Source organism: Proteus penneri (assembly GCF_003144535.1).
GTDB classification, from domain to species: Bacteria; Pseudomonadota; Gammaproteobacteria; order Enterobacterales; family Enterobacteriaceae; genus Proteus; species Proteus penneri.
Genome location: NZ_PHFJ01000010.1, coordinates 54871 through 74667 on the forward strand (window position 1 = coordinate 54871; position 19797 = coordinate 74667).

The following is a 19797-nucleotide window of genomic DNA, read 5'->3' on the forward strand; positions in this document are numbered from 1 at the left end:
GTTGGATCAAGAAATTCTATTTAAAAAGGGCATTTGTGTAAGTTGAAATTTTTTCACTATGCGATGAGGAAAATATCGGCTTATCTATATTACTTATAAACTGAAAAGTTACACTTGGAACATCTCCAATGAAGATGTGTTAAGTAATACGATAAGAACAAATGCAACAAAAAAGGAATTGCTATGAAACTTGAGACACTTTCTGTTCACGCCGGTTATTCACCTGATCCAACCACAAAAGCCGTTGCTGTACCTATTTACCAAACGACATCTTACGCATTTGATGATACGCAGCATGGTGCCGATCTTTTTGACTTAAAAGTGCCCGGCAATATTTATACCCGTATAATGAACCCAACCAATGACGTATTAGAAAAACGAGTTGCAGCATTAGAAGGCGGGATCGCAGCAGTTGCTGTAGCGTCAGGTATGGCGGCAATTACTTATGCAATTCAAACTATTGCACAAGTCGGTGACAATATTGTTTCTGTCGCGAAGCTGTATGGTGGTACTTATAATTTAATGGCACACACTTTCCCTCGTATTGGTATTGAAGCACGTTTTGCTCCCCATGATGATATTACGGCTCTTGAAGCGTTAATTGACGACAAAACAAAAGCGGTATTTTGTGAAACTATTACAAACCCAAGCGGAAATATTGTCGATATTCAAGCATTGGCTGATGTTGCTCACCGTCATGGTGTACCTTTGATTGTTGATAATACGGTTGCAACACCTTATTTGTGTCGTCCTTTTGAACATGGCGCAGATATTATTATCCACTCGTTAACTAAATATATTGGCGGTCACGGCAACTCGATTGGTGGCATTGTTGTTGATTCTGGTAAATTCCCTTGGGCTGAGCATAAAGATCGTTTTGAAATATTAAATACACCTGATGTTTCTTATCATGGCGTAAATTACGTTGAGCACTTTGGTGCTGCTGCTTATATAGCAAGATGTCGTGTTGCGCCTTTGCGTGGAACAGGTGCTGCATTGTCACCATTTAATGCTTTTTTAATTCTACAAGGGTTAGAAACGCTGGCTCTACGTATGGATCGCCACACTGAAAATGCACAAAAAGTAGCAGAATATCTGCAGAATCATCCTCAAGTGGCATGGGTTAAATATGCGGGGTTAAACAATCACCCTGAACATGATTTAGCGGTACGTTATATGTCAGGTAAGCCCGCGGGTATTCTCTCTTTTGGTATTAAAGGGGGCGCTGAAGCGGGTGCAAAATTTATCGATGCATTGCAACTCATTGTTCGTCTTGTGAATATTGGTGATGCAAAATCATTAGCATGTCATCCTGCATCAACTACACATCGCCAATTAAATGATGAAGAATTAGAACGGGCAGGCGTTTCACGCGATTTAATTCGTCTATCTATTGGTATTGAGCATATTGATGATATTTTAGAGGATTTAGAACAAGCATTAAAAGCCAGTATTTAATTAAAGTTATACATTAAGAATTAAAACCTTCTTTATTTAAAGAAGGTTTTTAATATTTAAAATTCTGAGTTTGTTTGATGCTAGATTTCTTTATAAAGTATTGATGATTTTATTTCAATAGATGATCATATTATGAAGTCTATTTAATATAAAGTTAAATTAGAAAAGAATATTAATCCTAATTTAAAATAAACAAATAATGTATTGTTTTATTTGTTTTTTTCTGATTTTTATTTTTAATAAAATAATAAGTTAAATTTTATTCTTGATAAAAATCAAATTTAACTTATCTTCAAATTATTAATTTATCTATCTAGGTCAAAACTATAAATTAATTTAAATTTTTAAATTAAATTTGATTAAAAATAAAGGAATGTGAAGTCAACTGCATTATTTACAGATAATTAGTACGAGTCTAAAAGTGATTGATTTTGATCAATAAGGAACATACCGACTGGTCGGTATTATCCTATGCATGAATACGACTGCGCATCACCGAAAAAAAGACCCCATCCGAGTTCAAGAACAATTATTGGAAGCGGCAAGCGTTATTGTGGCTAATGAAGGAATAGCCTCTCTTTCTTTAAATGCTGTAGCAAAAGAAGCGGGTGTAAGTAAAGGTGGTCTACTTCATCACTTCCCCGGGAAATTGGAATTAGTGCAGGCCGTATTTAAACGGCTATTAGGTATTATGGATAGTCGTATTGCAGTTATTATGGAAAATGATCCTATTGAAGCAGGGCGTTTTTCTCGTGCGTATTTAACTTATATTTCTGATTTAAAACAGTCTGACGAAAGTCGCCAATTAGCGATATTGTCTTTAGCAATGCCAAATGAACCTATTATGCGTAAATGCTGGCGAGATTGGATGCTAGATCATTTAGCCAAAGGCGATAAATTAGATAATAGTTATTTAGGTACTTTAATTCGTTATGCCGCAGATGGTCTTTGGTTATCTGAATTAACAGAGGGCCCTACGCTTTCACAAGAAGAGCGTAACGCATTAGTAGCAAGATTATCTGAGATGACATTTGACTATATAGCAAACACAAAAAATCAGTAATTTTAATCAGGATGAATGAGGGCACAATGAAATACAAAATAAATGCCTTAATTTATTACGACGCAACGGATGGCGCGATATCATTAGAAAAAGACAGTGTTGATACACATCTTTCTATTACTGCAAATGCGTTACTTTTTTATTTTATTCAGCACCCTGGAGTGGTTAATCGTGATGAAGTATTAAAACGTGTTTGGGATGATAATGGGCTAGTTTCATCAAATAGTAATTTAAACCAATATTTAAGTTTATTAAGAAAAACATTTCGCCATTATGGTATTGAAAATATCATTGTTACCATTGCGAAAGGACGATTAGAGTTTAATCCAGATATTTCAGTTGAATTGATTGATGATTCAACGCTATTACCTTCAACTAAAACAAATGAAGAAGTGCCTATTTTAGTTAACGATGAAAATCAAATAGCTGTTGAAACAGTGACACCTTTATCTTTAACGCAAACACCTTTAGCGTCTACGCAAGAAGAAGCGCCTCAAAAAACACAGAAACCAGAAATTTGTTGGTATTTAGCCAGCATTGGTTTTTTATTAGGTGCGGTATTTCTTGCAGTGATCATCTTTTTTAACCAACACCAATCAAAGCCAATTTCACTAACACCATTAACACACAATGATTGTGAGCTACTTTCTAATGAAGCCATGATTAATTCCGCGGTAAGTGATAATTATGTGCGTAATTTTGACGCGGTAAGAAAGAAGCTTAATCTACAGTGTGTAAAAGGTGAGCGATTTGTTTTCTTTTATGGTGATAAATTACAAACAAATGGATTAGGGCGGGTATTTTTAGCTCATTGTGCAAAGAACGAAGATAACCCATTCAGTTATTGCGATAATTACTTTTACTATTCTTGGAAATACTAATGAAAATCTCAGGGAAACTTTTATGTTTTTTATCGGCCCTGATTTTTATCTTGGTCGCCACTTATGCAGCAACAAGATTATTAACGATTAAAAATGAAGGTGTCATGGTTTGCTCAACCAAAGGCATTATGCGTTTTGAAAATATGGAAGATGAAAATGTGAATGGTAATATTCATTTTTCATTTGGAGCCAATGGTAAAGGATCAATTGTTGTTGAAGGTTATACCACTTCAAAAGCAGGGTGGTTGTATTTACAACGTTATGTGAAATTTGATTATACGACCAAGCGTGTTTCACCGACAGAACGTCACTATTTTGTTAGCCAATGGGATGCTAGCGCATCATCAATTGATGAATCTCCAGACGTTATTTTTGATTATTTTATGCGCGAAATGTCAGATAGTCATGATGGGTTATTTATTAATGCGCAAAAGCTTAATGAGAAAACCTTACTATTAAGTTCGCTTAATTCACCTCTCTATATTTGTACCTTAAAACCGGGTAGTAAATTCGATTAACTTTGACGTTTTATCTCATGTTCTTTTTATCAAAAGGTGGTGCATTATAATCACCTTTTGATTTAATCCCCTTCGTTTATAACTCTCTTCTTTCTTCTTTCTATCAGTGCTTATCGGCTTAGTTGAATGACAGTAATTAAAATTGATAACAGTGAGGTTCACTCACTTTGCTCATTAATGAGTAACGGTTTAATACGCTTATTCTTTGCAGGTTGTCTGCTGATTATTTGAATAGAGTGTAGTAATAGTGATTCTGTGTCTTGCTACTGATACAAAGCACATCAATATTTACCTTGATAAAGACCTCATGACAAAAAAAGAGCACGATTTGTATATAGACTTGATTTAGCCTTTTTCAATTATTGATCTTACGTTGAATTATCAGTGATATTCCGCACATCTTTCCCACCGATATGTACTGGCTTTTTGCACCTTTTAAACATCCTCCTAACAAAGTTAATTTGCCTGTTTTTTAATCTATCTTTTATGAGAATGGGTAAATTTATAACGATGAAAAAAACAAATTAACAGCATAGAACGATAAATAGAGAGATAAAAAACACTAAATCCCAGAGTTAAATTCTATATGTTGCAACATCATGGATTTATATTTTGTTTTTGTTTTTCCGCGTTATAGTGATTTTGAAACCAACGTCTGCGTTTAAAAAATCACCACGCAGACACAATGGGCAAACGTAAACCGTTAAACGGCTTCTCGGAGGAAATGAAAATGGGTGATGCATTAGGTCTGATCGAAACCAAAGGTCTGGTGGCATGTATTGAAGCCGCTGACGCTATGTGTAAAGCCGCGAACGTTGAACTTATTGGCTATGAAAATGTGGGTTCAGGTCTCGTGACTGCGATGGTGAAAGGCGACGTAGGCGCAGTGAAAGCTGCAGTAGATTCAGGTGTGGAGTCAGCACAACGCGTGGGTGAAGTTGTTACATCGCTCGTGATTGCTCGTCCTCACAATGACATCAACAAGATTGTTATCAAACACAAGGCATAGTTTTTGCCTTAGGAGAACGTATGGGTGATGCATTAGGACTTATTGAAACTCAAGGGCTGGTGGCTTGTATTGAAGCTGCAGACGCGATGTGTAAAGCGGCAAATGTTGAGTTAATCGGCTACGAAAATGTGGGTTCAGGTTTAGTGACTGCAATGGTGAAAGGTGATGTAGGTGCCGTTAAAGCCGCTGTGGAATCTGGCTTAGAAGCTGCTCAACGTGTTGGTACTGTTGTGACTTCATTAGTCATCGCTCGTCCACATAACGATATTCAAAAAATCGTTGCCCAGTACAAAGTGACTGAATAACGAAGGAAATAAATATGAAAGAAGCACTAGGTCTAGTTGAAACCAAAGGTCTTGTCGCTTGCATTGAAGCTGCTGATGCAATGTGCAAAGCAGCCAATGTTGAACTGATTGGTTATGAAAACGTCGGTTCAGGTTTAGTGACAGCAATGGTGAAAGGCGATGTCGGTGCAGTCAATGCAGCGGTTGAGTCAGGTGTTGAAGCGGCAAAACGTATCGGCACCGTGGTGACTTCTCGTGTTATTGCAAGACCGCATAACGATATCGAGAAAATCGCACAACAGCATAAAGCCTAATTATTCAGGCGTGCTGTAAAGCAAAGAAATACGTTATTCAGCTAAATTTTTTAACTCCTGTATGGGGGAAAACATGGTTGCATTAGATAAAGATTTGCAATCCAGACAACTGGCTCGTGAGCTAGTTCGCAACGCGAAAAATGCACAACTTGTTTATGCTAAATTTTCGCAGGAAAAAATCGACAGTATTGTAAAACACATTGCATTTGAAGCGGCTCGTCACGCAGAAGAGCTGGCAAAAATGGCAAACGAAGAGACAGGCTTTGGTAAGTGGGAAGACAAAGTTCTGAAAAATACCTTCGCGTCATTGCGTGTGTATGAACATATGAAAGACATGAAGACCGTTGGCATTATCAATGACGATAAAGTGAAAAAAGTCATGGATGTTGGCGTGCCTTTAGGTGTTATCACGGCGTTAGTCCCTTCAACTAACCCAACATCAACCATTATCTATAAAACCCTAATTGCACTGAAAGCAGGTAATGCGATTATTTTCTCTCCGCATCCAAATGCAAAACAGTGCAGTTTCCGTGCGTTAGAAATTGTTAAAAAAGCAGCTTTAGAGGCTGGCGCACCAGCAGGTATTGTTGATGGTGTGACATTACTGACACTGGAAGCAACAAAAGAATTAATGCACAGCAAAGATGTGTCATTAATTTTAGCGACGGGTGGTGAAGGTATGGTGCGTGCCGCTTATGCATCAGGTACGCCAACCATCAGTGGTGGCCCAGGTAATGGTCCTGCTTTTATCGAACGCAGTGCTGATATCAAAAAAGCAGTGAGTGATATCATCACTAGTAAAACATTCGACAATGGAGTTATCTGTGCATCAGAGCAATCCATTATCGTTGAGCGTTGCATTTATAACGAAGTTCACCGCGAGCTGTTAGCGCAAGGTGCTTACTTTATGAATGACGAAGAAGCAACTAAAGTGGCTTCAATGTTACTGCGTGCTAACGGCACAATTAACCCAGCCGTCGTGGGTAAAGATGCGATTTATTTAAGTCAGCGTGCAGGTTTTAGTGTACCAGCAAATACGCGTGTATTAATCGCATTACAAGATACCGTTTCACCTAAAAATCCGTATTCACGCGAAAAATTATGCCCAATCTTAGGAATGTATATCGAAGAAGATTGGAAATCAGCGTGCGATCGCGTGGTGCAATTACTGACTAATGAAGGTTTAGGTCATACCTTAGTTATTCATACCAAAAATGAAGATGTTATTCGTCAGTTCTCTCTAGAAAAACCGGTCAACCGTATTCTGATTAATACCCCTGCGGCATTAGGCGGCATCGGTGCAACCACTAATATTACTCCAGCGTTAACCTTAGGCTGTGGGGCTGTAGGTGGCGGTTCTAGCTCTGACAATGTCGGCCCAATGAACTTACTGAATATTCGTAAAGTAGGTTATGGCGTGCGTACCGTCGAAGAGTTAAAACAACCTTGTCCTTTAGCACAAGAAGCTGCTCAATCTGCTGTTTCTGCTTGCTCTGTTTCCAGTGCAAATCACCAGACCAGCATTCTTGATGATGACCGTTTTCGTTCACCTTCTTTAACCCCTGTTCATGCTGAATGTGCTACGGCACAACGCCAAACTCAAGGTGATGATCGCTTTGGTGCATCTCCTTATGCAACAACGGTAAGTGCTTGCGCGCAACAAGTGATTGAACAAGGTGATATTACTGAAGAAAACGTGGAACGCATTATCAAGGAAGTTCTCGGACGTCTGAGTAAATAACTCATTGATATAAGGCGATATAAACCATGATCCTCGCAAAGGTAATCGGACACGTAGTAGCGACACAAAAAAGCCCAGAACTTAAAGGTAGCAATTTATTAATGATTGCCACTTTAGATGATGAGCTTAATCCACTGAAAAACAAAACCTATGTTGCAGTGGACAGTGTAGGTGCAGGTATCAACGACATTGTGTTGGCTGAAGAATACTTTGCACTGAACAAAGAACGTTACAAAGCGATGTCAGTGGTTGCCATTGTTGAGAAGGTTTATCGGGACAGTAAGGAGTAATAACGACATGAGTGAGTTTCTGATAAAACCCAAAATTCAGTTTGGCACCAATGCACTGAATTTTCTCTCTGGGTTAACTGCCCGCCGCGCATTTGTGGTGACAGATAAAGCAATGGTGAAGTTTGGCTTTGCAAATAAAGTTACCGATAAATTATTGCAACGGGGTATCGAGTTCCAAGTTTACGATGATGTTGCGTCAGATCCTGATATTTCAGCCATTGTGAGTGGTATGAAAATCATGGATGCCCATTATCCAGATTTGGTTATCGCACTCGGTGGTGGGTCGGTGATTGATGCCGCGAAAGCCGTTATGTACTCCCTCTGGCATACCCGTAAAGAGAGCAACAGAACAAAACCACAATTTATTGCGATCCCTACCACCAGTGGTACAGGTTCGGAAGTGACCTCTTTTTCAGTGATCAAATCACGCAGTGAAAAATTGGTCTTGGTTGATGAGTTTATGTTGCCTGATGTCGCCATTCTCGATCCTGAGTTGGTGAAGTCTGTACCGCCAGCAATTACTGCTGATACGGGAATGGATGTGCTTTGCCATGCGCTAGAAGCGTATGTTTCTAAAGCTGCTTCTGATTTTTCTGATGCAATGGCAGAGAAAGCCGTCAAGTTAGTGTTTGGTCATCTTATTGATTGCCATCATCAAGGCGACAACTTATTCGCTCGTGAAAAAATGCATAACGCATCTTGCATTGCGGGGATGGCATTTACTAACGCCTCGTTGGGTATTACACACAGTCTTGCTCACGCATTAGGCGGTGTCTTCCACGTTCCTCACGGTCGAGCTAATGCGTTATTGATGACGCATGTTATTGCTTTTAATGCGAATTTTCATGGCGATTGCAATAGCGAAGCAGCAAAACGTTACGCCTATCTTGCTCAAAGCCTAGGACTTCCGGCTAATACGGTAAGAGAAGGGGTCACCAGTTTAATCGTCGCTATTAATGTATTGAAAGATGAAATGGGTATGCCGAAGAGTATTCGCGATACCGGTGTCAGTGAAGTGGACTTTTATGCCCGTTTAACGGAAATGGTCGGACAGGCTTTACGAGATAGCTGTACGCCGACAAATCCGCGTGACGTAAACACACACCAATTAGAAACATTGTATCGTCAGGCATTTGCCGGTGTATCACACAGTTAATGCTCAACCGAATTAATACCGATTAGGTCAAGTAAAGAACATCAGGAGAGCCTCACATGGCCAAATATTCTTTGACGCCACGCGTAAAAATGCTGGCAGAACGTTTAGTTTCACGTAATAGCTCCATCAGCGCAGAGCGTGCAACCATTTTTGACTCATTAGACAACAGCATTGCAGGTGTGCCTCAAGCGATAAAACCTGCGCAACGTTTTTATGAGTTTATCCGCCATTTTCCAAGCTACATTGCACAAGATGAACTGATTATCGGTAGCCAGTCATCAACACCACGTGGCGCGATTTTCCACACTGAAGAAGAAGTGCGTAGCGACTCTATCTACCGTTTCTTAAGTATTAACAATAGCGTTGCATCACCTGATTACATGCTGGTGGTAAACCAAGGTTTCTTAGCAATCAAAGCACAGCTTGAAGATAGAATTAGAAGCATTGGCAGTGCCGTAAATCGTAGCAGTATGGATGAAGCTAATTACTGTAAATCAGCGATTTATGCATGTGATGCAGCACTATATTTTGCACAAATTCTATCTGCAAAAGCAGAAAATTTAGCCGCAATGGAAGGTAATCCATACCGTAAAGCTGAATTATTAGATAGCGCAGCAATATTACGTAAAGTCCCTGCAAAACCCGCAGAAACTTTTAAAGAAGCGGTTCAAGTATTCTATTTGCTGCAATTAGTCTTACATCTGGAAAATGGTAGCTATGCCATTAATCCAATGGGATTTGATAAAGCAATTTATCCATTCTATCAACGTGATATAGACCAAGGTCGTTTAACACAAGCACAAGCGTATGAAATTATTGAAAGTGTATGGCTGAAATTAGCAGAGCTTTCCGAAGTACGTGCGACCAAAGAAATTGATGGTTATCCAATGTTTGATGCAATGACGCAAGGTGTTGATATCAACGATCCACGTGTCAGTATTAACGAACTGTCAGAGATGCTGTTATCAGCTCGCGCTAATCTGTCAACCTTACACAGTTCACTGCAAGTACGTTTATATAATGGTCGTGCGAATTCACAGCCTCAATACGCTGCACCTTCTGCAAACTTTGTTGCACCTAGTGCGGATGCTGGCGAATTCAAAGTAATGGAAGGTTTAACACCTCGATTACAACGTTTACGTAATCGCTATTTAGAAGCACGTCCAAGTGTCTCCATTTATAGAGCATTAGCATTTACTGAAATTGTCCGTAATAACCCAGGGTTACCACCCATTTTACTGCGCGCTAAAGCATTCCGTCGTGCATGTGAAACCGCACCTATCTTAATTCAAGATGAAGAGCTAATTGTTGGACATCCTTGTGGAAAACCGCGTGCTGGCGCTTTCTCTCCTGATATTGCATGGCGTTGGGTTCGTGATGAACTCGATACTATGAGTACGCGTCCACAAGATCCATTCCAAATTTCAGAAGAAGACAAAAAAGTTATTCGTGAAGAGATTGTTCCATTTTGGGAAGGGCGCTCTTTAGATGAGATCTGTGAAGCTCAATATCGCGAAGCGGGAGTGTGGGAATTTAGTGGTGAAACCTTTGTCAGTGATCTTTCTTATCACCAAATCAATGGTGGTGGCGATACTTGCCCAGGTTATGACGTTCTGTTATTCACCAAAGGTATGAACGGTATTAAAGCTGATGCGCAAGCTAAATTAGCTGAATTAAGCATGGAAAATCCAGCGGATATTGACCGTATTTACTTCTATAAAGCGTCGATTGAAAGCTGTGAAGGTGTGATTGCTTACGCTCACCGCATTGCAGAGCATGCGCGTGAATTAGCATCAAAAGAGAGCAATCCTCAACGTCGTGAAGAGTTACTGACGATTGCTCAGGTCAACGAAAACGTACCAGCTAACCCGCCTAAAACACTGCAAGAAGCACTGCAAAGTATCTGGACAGTTGAGTCACTGTTTGAAGTTGAAGAGAACCAAACGGGCCTTTCTTTAGGTCGTTTAGACCAATATTGCTTCCCAATGTATGAAAACGACATCAAATCAGGTCGTTTAACGCGTGAACAAGCACTGGAAATGATGCAAGCCTTTATCATCAAATGTGCTGAGTTAATGTGGATGTCGAGTGAGTTAGGTGCGAAATATTTCGCAGGTTATCAGCCATTTATCAACTTAACCATTGGCGGACAAAAACGCTCTGGTGGCGATGCATGTAACGACTTAACTTACTTAATTATGGATGCTGTGCGCTTTGTGAAAGTGTATCAACCATCACTTGCATGTCGTATTCATAACCAATCTCCACAGCAATATATGGAAAAAATTGTTGATGTGGTGAAAGCGGGTATGGGCTTCCCGGCATGTCACTTCGATGATTCTCATATCAAGATGATGTTGCGTAAAGGCTTCGATTTTGAAGATGCGCGTGACTACTGCTTGATGGGTTGTGTTGAACCACAAAAATCAGGCCGTATTTATCAATGGACATCAACGGGTTACACCCAATGGCCTATTGCGATTGAGTTTGTATTAAACCGCGGTCGTATGGTGTTGTTTGATAGCTATCAAGGTCTAGATACAGGTGATTTACGTGACCTGCGTACTTATGAAGATTTTGATCGCGCTGTAAAAGAACAAGTGGCACATATCATTCGTTTATCTGCAATTGGTACGGTGATCAGCCAACGTGTTCACCGCGATGTTGCACCGAAACCATTAATGTCTCTGTTGGTTGAAGGCTGTATGGAGCAAGGTAAAGACGTGACCGCAGGTGGTGCAATGGTTAACCATGGTCCAGGTCTGATCTTCTCCGGTTTAGCGACTTATGTCGACTCAATGGCTGCTATTCGTAAGTTAGTTTATGAAGATAAAAAATACACCTTAGAACAAATTCGTGACGGTCTATTAGCCAATTTTGAAGGTCATGATGAGCTTTTACGTGACTGCTTAAATGCACCGAAATTTGGTAACGATGACGATGTTGTTGACCAATATGCATTAGATATTACGGAATGGACTGAGCGTGAATGTCGTAAATATAAGATGCTCTACTCCACATTCAGTCATGGCACGCTATCTATCTCTAATAATACGCCAATTGGCGAGTTAACCGCGGCTACACCAAATGGTCGTTTGGCATGGAAACCATTATCAGATGGGATCAGTCCAACGCAAGGCGCGGATAAACATGGCCCAACAGCGATTATTAAATCAATCAGTAAAATGAATGTTGAAACCATGAATATTGGTATGGTTCATAACTTCAAATTCCTGAAGGGATTGTTAGATACCAATGAAGGTCGTCAAGGTTTAATTACCTTATTAAGAACGGCTTCCATTTTGGGTAACGGCCAGATGCAATTTAGCTATGTTGATAATGAAGTACTGAAAAAAGCGCAATTAGAGCCTGAAAAATACCGTGACTTAATTGTCCGTGTTGCTGGCTACAGTGCTTACTTCGTTGAATTATGTAAAGAAGTTCAGGATGAAATTATCAGTCGTACTGTGATTGAGAAATTCTAATCATAGCCATAGGGATGGCGCAGGCTATCCCTTTTAATCGACAAGATAAGATTTAAATTTATCGAACAGGGATGTTTGATGCAGATTTGGAGGCGTAAAGATGGAGACGGCGGCAGAAACAAGAGGTCGGATATTTAATATCCAGAAATACTCTATTTATGACGGTGATGGTATTCGTACTCTCGTTTTCTTAAAAGGCTGTAATATCCGCTGCCCTTGGTGTTCCAATCCAGAAGGTCTCAGCAGTGAATTTCAAGTGATGTACTCTCACGACAAATGTGTAGATTGCGGTAAATGTGTTGATGTTTGTCCTGCGGGTGTGCATTACATGACAACCAATGAAAATGGTAAGCAAGTTCACCGTGTTGATCGTGGCGTCGATTGTATCGGTTGTCGTAAATGTGAAGAGGTCTGTATCTCTGATGCGCTTGATATTATGGGAAAAGATGTTTCTGTCTCTGAGTTAATGAAAATCATCATGCAAGATTATGACTTTTACATCTCTTCTGGAGGGGGGGGGTCACAATCGGTGGCGGTGAAATGAGTTTACAAACTGATTTCGCGGTTGCGCTTTTACGAGAATGTAAAAAGATGATGATCAATACCGCTGTGGAGACTCAAGCGACCACTAACGTGGCGAATTATGAAAAATTAGCGGAAGTCGTTGATCAATTTCTGATTGATATCAAACACATTGATACTGCTCAGCATAAAGCGTTGTTTGGTATTGGTAATGAGAATGTCCGCCGTAATCTAGAGCGTTTAATGGATCTCGGTGCCAATGTGGTTATTCGTATGCCTTTAGTGCGAGGTTATAACGATTCTTATGATGCGATCACTGGTGCGATTAACTATGCAATGGAACTCTCAAAACGCGGTAATCTTCAGCGCATCGATATTCTTCCTTATCACCAATTTGGACGTAATAAGTACGAAAAATTGGAGATGATCTATCCAATAAAAGTCGATCCAAGTTATACGCCAGAAGAGCTAGATAGCTTAGAAGCCTTCTTTAAGAAATTTGATTTCGATATCCGTCTTGTCCGTCATTAAGTAGGAGAGAAAGATGAACAGTTTAGGTGTGATTGAAACTCGAGGATTAACCGCAGCCATTCAGGCGGCAGATGCGGCTTGTAAAGCGGCAAACGTGGAAATTATTGGATACCGAAAAGTAGGTTCTGGGTTGGTATCAATCTGTTTTCAAGGCGAGATCAGTGCAGTAAGAACGGCGGTTGATCATGGTGTTGATGTGGTTAGCCAAAAAGAGCTGGTTATTGGCTCGTTGGTTATTGCAAGACCAGAGCCAAGCGTTATTACTAAATTACTGACAATAAAAAGTAAGAAAAAATCGCCCGCTATTGCTGAAAAAGTGCAAGAAACCGCACTTGAAGCAGTCGTTGAAGACCCTGTTAAAAACGACGTTGAGAAGCTAGAGGCTGCAAAAGCTGTTGCAGATTTACAGGCTCAAAATATTGCCGCTGAAACTAAAGCTACGACAGACAAAGTACAAAGCAGTAAGAAAGAGATCAAACCAGAAGGCCGTAAAGGTAAAAAATAATGATTAATCAACAACTCATGGGAAAAATCCTCTCTCGTTTGCCTGTTCACGGCGTGATGTCGGGAGAGACGCAAGGAATGGCAATCCCTGTTGGTATTTCTAATCGACATGTGCATCTTTCACAACAAGATGTTGAAGCATTATTTGGCAAAGGTTATCAACTCACTCCGTTTAAAGATCTGAAACAACCGGGTCAGTTTGCAGCAAAAGAGTGTGTGATTGTTGTGGGATCTAAAGGTTCGATCAGTAAAGTTCGTGTTTTAGGGCCAGTTCGTCCACAAAGCCAATTAGAAATTTCAAAAGCTGACTGTTTTGCATTAGGTATAAAAGCACCAGTACGTGAATCGGGTGATTTAGTTGGTTCTGGCAATGCTGTTTTAATGGGGCCTGCGGGTCATGTGGAATTAAAAGAACAAGTCATTTGCGCACAACGCCATATTCATATGAGTGAAATTGATGCCAGAATGTTAAACGTTACGAATGGTCAAAAGGTACATGTAAAAACAGAAGGTGAGCGTAGCCTGATTTTTGATGAAGTCGTTGTTCGTGTCAGTGAGAAGTTTTCTTTAGAATTTCATATAGATACTGATGAGGCCAATGCGGCAGGGCTTCGTAACAACGATAGCGTATTTATTGTCAGTTAAGACAATGAGGTGACGTAATGGACCATCTGTTAATTGAAAGGATAGTGGCTGAAATAGAAAAAAGAATGAAAAAGTCGGTGTTGTTAGCACTTACACCTGCACCGGGATACCAAGATGAAATCTGTCAGCGTATCAACACATTTTCTCATGTTCGATTTTCTCTTTTTGTCACAGCACAGGCACAAGTCAGTCATGATTTGTCGAAATGGCGTCATCTAGGAGAAATGTATAACGCGGGTGAGTTTGATATTAATACGTTATCTTCTTATCACGCTTTATTCATTCCTTATTTCGATAAAAAGCTGGTGGGAGAGATTATTAATGGTCTATTTATCAGTGAAGAAGGGAAATTAATTCATTCTGCGCTTGCTAAAAATATTCCTATTATAGCATTACCTTATTTTTGCCAACCAGAAAGTGAATTAAATGAGATTTTAGGTTTAAATAAAAATAAAGAATACAACCTGCTTATTCAGGAAAATATTAGCCGATTAAAATCAATGGGGATTATGTTTCATTCTATAAATAATGTTGAAGCTAATTTAATAAACCATGATATTAACCATCAAGCTAAACCTGAACATAAACCTGAAATTAAACAAGAGAATAATAATCGCTATATTACTTTAAATGAAGTAATGAATAATCCTGGAGAATATCATTTATCGCAAGATAAATTGACGGATTCTGCTATTGAATATTTAAAAAGCTTAAAAAATTAATATTAAACTATATCTGATAACTCAGGAGTCTTATTATGTCCCCAAAAGCAAAATCATGGCTTTGGATGTTGGCGGTTATTATTTCAGAAACCTCAGCAACCTCTACCTTAAAAATGTTTGATAATAGTGAGGGTACCACTAAAACATTATTATTAGGCTTAATTGTTGTTCTTTATGTTATTTGTTATTACTCATTATCGCGTGCAGTAAAAAATATTCCGGTTGGTTTAGCTTACGCAACATGGTCTGGTACAGGCATATTAGTTGTATCAACATTAGGTATGGCATTTTATGGCCAACATCCTGATACTGCGGCCATAATCGGTATGGCTGTTATTGCCAGTGGTATTGTGATTATGAATCTCTTCTCGAAAATGGGTTCTGAAGAAGAGGAAGAAGAAACAACTGAAACCTCTAATATTAAACAAACTGCATCGCCAGTTAATAAATAAGTCTATTTCTTGATAAATATTTTTTAATAAATCTATTTTTAATAATAGTTATTTTATTAAAACAAATAAGGATAACAATTATGTTTACCGGATTCTTATGGTTGGCGCTGTCTATTGGTTCTGAAATCACTGGTACGTCAATGATTAAAAAAAACAACGGTTTTAGTAAATTAGCCCCTTCTGTTTTAGTTATTGCTGCTTACTGTATTTGTTATTTCGCCTTAACACGCGCAATGGGATATATCCCTGTTGGTGTTGCTTATTCACTATGGTGTGGATTTGGTATTGTCGGTGTGACCTTAGTGGCGATGATTTTATATAAGCAAAAACCAGATTTACCAGCCATATTCTCTATGGCATTGATTATCTCTGGCGGGATAATTATGAATACCTTCTCTACTATGTAGTTGCATATTAATTATTTTTAATAGAAACACTGAGTGTTAGGTGAAATAGACTCAGTGTTTTTATTTTTAAATATATAAATTATTATATATCAATTTGATAATCTGATTTTAGTTAATAATTTTACTTTTGTTCTTTTTATTTGAGCCAAAAAATTTAGAGTCATTAAGCATGAGCTCTAATATAAACTCATCAGTTAAATCATCTGGATGTGAGCAGACATAAGCCATCACTTTTTTACGTTTAGGTATAATGAACTGAGTAAGATCTCGAAAAGCTTTTGATTCTACAGAAGATAGCCCATCTTCTAACATACTTTTGGGATGGACTATAACAACGTAGTTAGGAGGGAGAATATGCCACCATAAAGGAATAGGGGCGAAAAGACGTTTTACGCCCGTACATAACGTTTTTCCAGCGGGTATCATATTACCTATTAATAAACGGCGTGTTGTAAAAGGTGTTTCCGCTAATTCGACAACTTCTCGGTGTGTTTCTATATCACGAATAATCATTTTATTTTCCCAAATACGGATATAGAGGTAGCAGTTGTTCATTATGTTGTTCCTTAACTTTAGTTTACTTAAATTAATAATTAAGCTTATTTTAAATAGGTTAATCGAATTTTATTTCAAAACAGACCTGAGTTTATCTTGATAACTTTAAAGATAAAATCCCCATTGCCATTCACAATGGGGATTGGTTTTACGACATGACTGTTTTTTATTTTTTAGGTTTACTGCTCACTGATTTGCTGTAACTGTTTTTGACGTTCAGTTTGAGCGCTGATTTGATGATTTCGCGCTAAGAAACTATACATCGTTGGTAGCACAAACAGGGTAAACAGGGTGCCAACTAACATACCAGAGATAATAATCAGCCCTAGACTATAGCGACTATTTGCTCCAGCACCACTGGCAAATAAAAGTGGAATGAGCCCAATAACCATTGCCGCCGTGGTCATTAATACAGGACGTAAGCGGATTTTTGCTGCTTCAATAATGGCATCTCGACGGTTTAGATTTTTATGAACTTGTAATTCATTAGCAAATTCCACCATTAAAATTCCGTGCTTACTGATAAGCCCTATTAGTGTGACTAAACCAATTTGAGTGTAGATATTTAGTGTTACCATCCCTAAAGCGAGAGGGACTAATGCGCCGCAAATTGATAGCGGTACAGTAACTAAGATAATCAAAGGATCGACTAGGCTTTCATATTGCGCAGCTAATACTAAGTAAATAATGATAAGTGCTGCAATAAAGGCAAAGACTAGTGTATTTCCTTCTTGGGTAAATTGGCGGGAATCAGATTGCCAATCATGACTAAAACCTGCGGGTAATGAATCTGCCACCGTTTCAAGAAAAGCGACCGCTTGTCCCATCGTGACGCCGGGGGCGGGGATCGCTTGGAAAATAGCTGCGTTTTGTTGATTAAACTGTGTCAGTTTATTCGGTTCAACTTGAGTCGTAATATTCACAACGGTTGATAATGGAATTAACACATTATCTTGAGTACGAATATAGTGCCCTGCAAGTGCTGCTGGCGTTAAGCGTTGATGGCGTACACTTTGTGGGATCACATCATAAGAGCGACCATCCATACCAAAGCGATTGATATAGTGTTCACCCACTAATAGTGAAAGTGATTCACCAATATCTTGCATACGAATGCCTAAACTATTGGCTTTAGCTCTGTCTATGGCAACTTGAACAACGGGATTGTTGTAATCTAAATCGCTATCCACCACGACAAACAAACCGCTTTCTCTTGCTTGCTGTTTGATTTGTTCCATTGTTTCAAACAAAACGGGATAACCTAATGGGCTACGTAACACCATTTGTACAGGCAATCCACCCACTGAGCCGGGTAGAGAAGCTAATTGGAAAGCAAAAATACGGGTACCTTCCACATTATTGACGCGATTTTGCAAATCAGCTTGGATTTGATCTGCATTGCGATCACGTAAATCCCAACCATCAAAGTTAATACCACCAAAGCTGGCTGAAGGCCCATCTGTACCGTTAATTATCCAAGTGCTGTCTGTTTCAGGCAGACTCATATAAATTTCATCAAGCTTTTGATTAAATCGTTCAGCATAGGCAAGATTTGCATGTTGTGGTGCTTTTACCGCGGTTAAAACGCTCGCCTGATCTTCTGAAGGCGCTAGCTCTTGTTTTGTCTGGCTATATAAAAACGGCAAGCTGACAAATACAGCTAAGGCGAAAATAACAGTTAACCAGCGATTAGCTAACGAAAAATTGAGTATGTAACCATAATGATGAGCTAATTTATCAAAGACATACTCGGCTATTTTAGCCATTTTGCCTTCATTTTCTTTTGGTTTTAGCATTAATGAGCTCATCACGGGGGATAGTGTTAATGCCACAATACCGGATACAATCACACTACCTGCCAGTGTTATGGCAAATTCTTTAAATAATGCGCCCGTTAATCCAGCCATTAAACCAATCGGAGCATAAACAGCCGCTAGCGTTATGGTCATTGCAATAACAGGGCCGGCTACTTCTCTTGCCCCCACTAAAGCGGCTTGAACAGGTGATAATCCCTCTTCAATATGGCGATGAACATTTTCAACAACCACTATCGCGTCATCTACCACAAGTCCAATGGCTAAAACCATTGCCAGCAAAGTGAGCAAATTGATACTAAAACCAAAGGCAAGCATTAATCCGGCAGCACCTAACATTGATAACGGAATGGCAAGTACAGGAATAAGAACAGAACGGAACGATCCCAAACAGAGATAAATAACCGCGATAACGATTAAAATCGCTTCAATTAAGGTTTGTACTACTTGATTAATAGAGGCTTTGATAAAACGTGAAGTTTCAAATGCCAGTTCTACATCGACGCTCGGCGGTAAGGTTTTTTGAATATCAACAAGATGTTCGCGAATGCCATCAACAATCACTAACGGATTACCTGTTGGTGTCGGGAATAAACCCAAAAATACCGCTTTTTTACCATTCATAATACCGCTAGTTTCAGTGGCCGCAGCACCTAGCTCGACGGTACCAATATCACGTAAGCGGACAAGATTATTACCATCATTAATGATAACCATGTCTTTAAATTCTTCGACATTAGTGAGATCGGTATTGACATAAACGTTGGCAATGACAAACTCGCCTTCTACTTTACCGGGTGCCGCTTGATAGTTATTACGGCGAACAGCCTCTGCCACATCGCTCGCTGTTAAGTTGCGACCAGCCAGTTTATCTGCATCTAACCATAAGCGCATGGCCAATTGTTGACCACCAAATACTTGCACTTTAGCAACACCATTAATGGATGAGAACATCGGTTCAACAACGCGAGAAAGGTAGTCTGTGAGTTCAGGAATAGAAAGCTGTTCACTTGAGAACCCCACATAAGCTACGGCTGTAGACTCTCCTGATGAAAGCTCGATTACCGGATCATAAGCTTGTTCTGGCAACTTATAACGAACTTGATTTACCTTAGCCATTACTTGCGTCAAGGCTTGAGTAGGGTCGCGGTTTAATTCCATTCTGACGGTAACTAAGCTTTTACCTTGTACTGAAGATGAAGAAATATAATCAACTCCCTCAACAGAGGAAACCGCTTGTGTAATTGGCTGAGTTACAAATCCCTGCATCAACTCAGACGATGCACCAGGATAATCTGTTGCGATCGTAATCGTTGAGTTTTGTAACATAGGGTATTGGCGAACGGGTAGCTTACTGAATGCAAATGCACCCAGTAACAAGATCAATGTGCTAACAACTAATGCCAAAACAGGTCGCCGAACAAAAATATCGGTAAACTTCATTAT

18 protein-coding genes and 1 pseudogene are annotated in these 19797 nt (G+C 39.4%); 17 read left to right on the forward strand and 2 right to left on the reverse strand.

Annotated features, from left to right (window positions below):
• Positions 1 to 183 precede the first annotated feature (183 nt).
• The 17 genes and pseudogenes from CUB63_RS12335 to CUB63_RS12415 all read left to right on the forward strand — a co-directional run bounded on the left by CUB63_RS12335 (position 184) and on the right by CUB63_RS12415 (position 15982).
• Complete coding sequence (locus CUB63_RS12335) at positions 184 to 1458, forward strand: bifunctional O-acetylhomoserine aminocarboxypropyltransferase/cysteine synthase (RefSeq protein ID WP_109400117.1); 1275 nt, start codon at positions 184 to 186, stop codon at positions 1456 to 1458.
• 475 nt (positions 1459 to 1933) lie between these two features.
• Positions 1934 to 2521, forward strand: a complete 588-nt coding sequence (locus CUB63_RS12340) for a TetR/AcrR family transcriptional regulator (RefSeq protein WP_109400116.1) — start codon at positions 1934 to 1936, stop codon at positions 2519 to 2521.
• Between the two features lie 26 nt (positions 2522 to 2547).
• The gene (locus tag CUB63_RS12345) at positions 2548 to 3402 is read left to right on the forward strand and encodes a transcriptional regulator (RefSeq protein ID WP_109848146.1); all 855 of its coding nucleotides are present in this window, start codon (positions 2548 to 2550) and stop codon (positions 3400 to 3402) included.
• On the forward strand, positions 3402 to 3920 hold the full coding sequence (locus CUB63_RS12350; protein WP_006536331.1) for a FidL-like protein: 519 nt from the start codon (positions 3402 to 3404) through the stop codon (positions 3918 to 3920). The genes CUB63_RS12345 and CUB63_RS12350 overlap by 1 nt, the downstream gene beginning before the upstream one ends.
• 730 nt (positions 3921 to 4650) lie before the next feature.
• Complete coding sequence (locus tag CUB63_RS12355) at positions 4651 to 4929, forward strand: BMC domain-containing protein (protein WP_004249182.1); 279 nt, start codon at positions 4651 to 4653, stop codon at positions 4927 to 4929.
• Between the two features lie 20 nt (positions 4930 to 4949).
• Positions 4950 to 5234 carry a BMC domain-containing protein gene (locus tag CUB63_RS12360; RefSeq protein ID WP_006536329.1) on the forward strand — a complete coding sequence of 95 codons (285 nt, stop codon included), beginning with the start codon at positions 4950 to 4952 and terminating at the stop codon, positions 5232 to 5234.
• Positions 5235 to 5248: 14 nt separating this feature from the next.
• Positions 5249 to 5527, forward strand: coding sequence for a BMC domain-containing protein (locus tag CUB63_RS12365; protein WP_006536328.1), 279 nt, complete (start codon positions 5249 to 5251; stop codon positions 5525 to 5527).
• Positions 5528 to 5600: 73 nt separating this feature from the next.
• Complete coding sequence (locus CUB63_RS12370) at positions 5601 to 7268, forward strand: acetaldehyde dehydrogenase (acetylating) (protein WP_109848147.1); 1668 nt, start codon at positions 5601 to 5603, stop codon at positions 7266 to 7268.
• A 26-nt stretch (positions 7269 to 7294) separates the two neighbouring features.
• Positions 7295 to 7558: a EutN/CcmL family microcompartment protein gene (locus CUB63_RS12375; protein WP_072064466.1), complete on the forward strand. Its 264-nt coding sequence runs from the start codon at positions 7295 to 7297 to the stop codon at positions 7556 to 7558.
• 7 nt (positions 7559 to 7565) lie between these two features.
• Positions 7566 to 8714, forward strand: coding sequence for a 1-propanol dehydrogenase PduQ (locus tag CUB63_RS12380; RefSeq protein ID WP_109848148.1), 1149 nt, complete (start codon positions 7566 to 7568; stop codon positions 8712 to 8714).
• A gap of 56 nt (positions 8715 to 8770) precedes the next feature.
• On the forward strand, positions 8771 to 12199 hold the full coding sequence (cutC, locus tag CUB63_RS12385; RefSeq protein WP_109848149.1) for a choline trimethylamine-lyase: 3429 nt from the start codon (positions 8771 to 8773) through the stop codon (positions 12197 to 12199).
• A gap of 100 nt (positions 12200 to 12299) precedes the next feature.
• Positions 12300 to 13252 (forward strand): annotated as a pseudogene (gene cutD, locus CUB63_RS12390) (choline TMA-lyase-activating enzyme).
• 13 nt (positions 13253 to 13265) lie between these two features.
• Entirely contained in the window at positions 13266 to 13757 is a 492-nt protein-coding gene (locus CUB63_RS12395) for a BMC domain-containing protein (RefSeq protein WP_109848150.1), read from the forward strand.
• A gap of 56 nt (positions 13758 to 13813) precedes the next feature.
• Entirely contained in the window at positions 13814 to 14401 is a 588-nt protein-coding gene (locus CUB63_RS12400; RefSeq protein ID WP_373273826.1) for a phosphate propanoyltransferase, read from the forward strand.
• Between the two features lie 17 nt (positions 14402 to 14418).
• The gene (locus CUB63_RS12405) at positions 14419 to 15123 is read left to right on the forward strand and encodes a hypothetical protein (protein WP_109848151.1); all 705 of its coding nucleotides are present in this window, start codon (positions 14419 to 14421) and stop codon (positions 15121 to 15123) included.
• A 35-nt stretch (positions 15124 to 15158) separates the two neighbouring features.
• The gene (locus tag CUB63_RS12410) at positions 15159 to 15575 is read left to right on the forward strand and encodes a DMT family transporter (RefSeq protein ID WP_006536318.1); all 417 of its coding nucleotides are present in this window, start codon (positions 15159 to 15161) and stop codon (positions 15573 to 15575) included.
• 80 nt (positions 15576 to 15655) lie between these two features.
• The gene (locus tag CUB63_RS12415; protein ID WP_109848152.1) at positions 15656 to 15982 is read left to right on the forward strand and encodes a DMT family transporter; all 327 of its coding nucleotides are present in this window, start codon (positions 15656 to 15658) and stop codon (positions 15980 to 15982) included.
• Positions 15983 to 16090: 108 nt separating this feature from the next.
• On the opposite strand, the gene CUB63_RS12420 is transcribed toward CUB63_RS12415, so the two are convergent.
• Together CUB63_RS12420 and CUB63_RS12425 are read right to left on the reverse strand one after the other, a co-directional pair.
• On the reverse strand, positions 16091 to 16537 hold the full coding sequence (locus tag CUB63_RS12420; RefSeq protein WP_109848153.1) for a hypothetical protein: 447 nt from the start codon (positions 16535 to 16537) through the stop codon (positions 16091 to 16093).
• A 179-nt stretch (positions 16538 to 16716) separates the two neighbouring features.
• Complete coding sequence (locus CUB63_RS12425) at positions 16717 to 19794, reverse strand: MexW/MexI family multidrug efflux RND transporter permease subunit (RefSeq protein ID WP_109848154.1); 3078 nt, start codon at positions 19792 to 19794, stop codon at positions 16717 to 16719.
• Between the last annotated feature and the right edge of the window lie 3 nt (positions 19795 to 19797).

What these genes read in the sequence shown, in the direction of transcription:
- CUB63_RS12335 (WP_109400117.1), top strand. Translation starts at nt 184, where the DNA reads ATGAAACTTGAGACACTTTCTGTTCACGCCGGTTATTCACCTGATCCA.
- CUB63_RS12340 (WP_109400116.1), top strand. Translation starts at nt 1,934, where the DNA reads ATGAATACGACTGCGCATCACCGAAAAAAAGACCCCATCCGAGTTCAA.
- CUB63_RS12345 (WP_109848146.1), top strand. Translation starts at nt 2,548, where the DNA reads ATGAAATACAAAATAAATGCCTTAATTTATTACGACGCAACGGATGGC.
- CUB63_RS12350 (WP_006536331.1), top strand. Translation starts at nt 3,402, where the DNA reads ATGAAAATCTCAGGGAAACTTTTATGTTTTTTATCGGCCCTGATTTTT.
- CUB63_RS12355 (WP_004249182.1), top strand. Translation starts at nt 4,651, where the DNA reads ATGGGTGATGCATTAGGTCTGATCGAAACCAAAGGTCTGGTGGCATGT.
- CUB63_RS12360 (WP_006536329.1), top strand. Translation starts at nt 4,950, where the DNA reads ATGGGTGATGCATTAGGACTTATTGAAACTCAAGGGCTGGTGGCTTGT.
- CUB63_RS12365 (WP_006536328.1), top strand. Translation starts at nt 5,249, where the DNA reads ATGAAAGAAGCACTAGGTCTAGTTGAAACCAAAGGTCTTGTCGCTTGC.
- CUB63_RS12370 (WP_109848147.1), top strand. Translation starts at nt 5,601, where the DNA reads ATGGTTGCATTAGATAAAGATTTGCAATCCAGACAACTGGCTCGTGAG.
- CUB63_RS12375 (WP_072064466.1), top strand. Translation starts at nt 7,295, where the DNA reads ATGATCCTCGCAAAGGTAATCGGACACGTAGTAGCGACACAAAAAAGC.
- CUB63_RS12380 (WP_109848148.1), top strand. Translation starts at nt 7,566, where the DNA reads ATGAGTGAGTTTCTGATAAAACCCAAAATTCAGTTTGGCACCAATGCA.
- cutC (WP_109848149.1), top strand. Translation starts at nt 8,771, where the DNA reads ATGGCCAAATATTCTTTGACGCCACGCGTAAAAATGCTGGCAGAACGT.
- CUB63_RS12395 (WP_109848150.1), top strand. Translation starts at nt 13,266, where the DNA reads ATGAACAGTTTAGGTGTGATTGAAACTCGAGGATTAACCGCAGCCATT.
- CUB63_RS12400 (WP_373273826.1), top strand. Translation starts at nt 13,814, where the DNA reads ATGTCGGGAGAGACGCAAGGAATGGCAATCCCTGTTGGTATTTCTAAT.
- CUB63_RS12405 (WP_109848151.1), top strand. Translation starts at nt 14,419, where the DNA reads ATGGACCATCTGTTAATTGAAAGGATAGTGGCTGAAATAGAAAAAAGA.
- CUB63_RS12410 (WP_006536318.1), top strand. Translation starts at nt 15,159, where the DNA reads ATGTCCCCAAAAGCAAAATCATGGCTTTGGATGTTGGCGGTTATTATT.
- CUB63_RS12415 (WP_109848152.1), top strand. Translation starts at nt 15,656, where the DNA reads ATGTTTACCGGATTCTTATGGTTGGCGCTGTCTATTGGTTCTGAAATC.
- CUB63_RS12420 (WP_109848153.1), bottom strand. Translation starts at nt 16,537, where the DNA reads ATGAACAACTGCTACCTCTATATCCGTATTTGGGAAAATAAAATGATT.
- CUB63_RS12425 (WP_109848154.1), bottom strand. Translation starts at nt 19,794, where the DNA reads ATGAAGTTTACCGATATTTTTGTTCGGCGACCTGTTTTGGCATTAGTT.